This window comes from Ruegeria sp. BA2, from assembly GCF_056539605.1.
Genome location: NZ_JBQFVE010000037.1, coordinates 1 through 1275, shown reverse-complemented (window position 1 = coordinate 1275; position 1275 = coordinate 1). Strand labels below are relative to the sequence as shown.

The 1275-nt window shown below is 61.0% G+C and carries 1 protein-coding gene; it reads left to right on the top strand.

The window, feature by feature from the left end; genetic code table 11:
* The coding region (gene glyA / locus ACR0NN_RS25245; protein WP_480685865.1) for a serine hydroxymethyltransferase at nt 1-1272 on the top strand (1272 nt) is incomplete at its 5' end.
* Nucleotides 1273-1275 lie beyond the last annotated feature (3 nt).

The window sequence follows — 1275 nt, the reverse complement described above, 5'->3', positions numbered from 1 at the left end:
GGTTTCTTCACCCAATCGCTTGCTGATCGTGACCCTGAGCTGTTCGGCTCGATCACGTCCGAATTGGGTCGTCAACGCGATGAGATCGAGTTGATCGCGTCAGAAAACATCGTCTCTGCCGCCGTGATGGAGGCGCAGGGCTCGGTGATGACCAACAAATACGCCGAAGGCTATCCCGGACGGCGCTACTATGGTGGTTGTCAGTTCGTCGACATCGCTGAAAACCTTGCCATCGACCGCGCGAAAGAGCTGTTTGGATGCGGCTTTGCCAACGTTCAGCCGAACTCGGGGTCGCAGGCGAACCAGGGCGTGTTTCAGGCGCTGATCAAACCCGGCGACACCATTCTGGGCATGTCGCTGGATGCCGGTGGTCACCTGACCCATGGTGCCCGTCCGAACCAGTCGGGCAAGTGGTTCAACGCGGTTCAGTACGGTGTTCGCAAACAAGACAACATGCTGGATTACGACCAAGTCGAAGCGCTGGCGAAAGAGCATCAGCCCAAGCTGATCATCGCCGGTGGCTCGGCCATCCCGCGTCAGATCGATTTTGCCCGCATGCGGGCGATCGCCGATATGGTCGGCGCCTATCTGCACGTGGATATGGCGCATTTCGCAGGTCTGGTTGCGGCAGGCGAACACCCCTCGCCCTTCCCGCATGCGCATGTAGCGACGACCACGACGCACAAAACCCTGCGCGGCCCGCGCGGCGGCATGATCCTGACCAATGATGAAGCGATTGCCAAAAAGGTAAACTCGGCGATCTTCCCCGGCATTCAGGGCGGTCCGCTGATGCATGTGATCGCAGGCAAGGCCGTGGCCTTTGGCGAGGCGCTGCGCCCCGAGTTCAAAAGCTACATCCAGCAGGTCGTGGCCAACGCGCAGGCGCTGTCGGACCAGTTGATCAAGGGCGGGCTCGACACGGTGACCCACGGCACCGACACCCATGTGGTGCTGGTCGACCTGCGGCCCAAAGGCGTCAAAGGCAACGCGACCGAGAAGGCCTTGGGCCGGGCGCACATCACCTGCAACAAAAACGGCGTGCCATTTGATCCCGAGAAACCCACGATTACCTCGGGCATCCGTCTGGGTTCGCCAGCCGGAACCACCCGCGGCTTCGGCGAGGCCGAATTCCGTCAGATCGCCGACTGGATCATCGAGGTCGTCGACGGCCTCGCCGCCAATGGCGAAGACGGCAACGGTGCGGTTGAGGCAAAAGTCAAAGCCGAAGTCGCCGAACTCTGCGCCCGCTTCCCAATTTATCCAAACCTCTGAGAC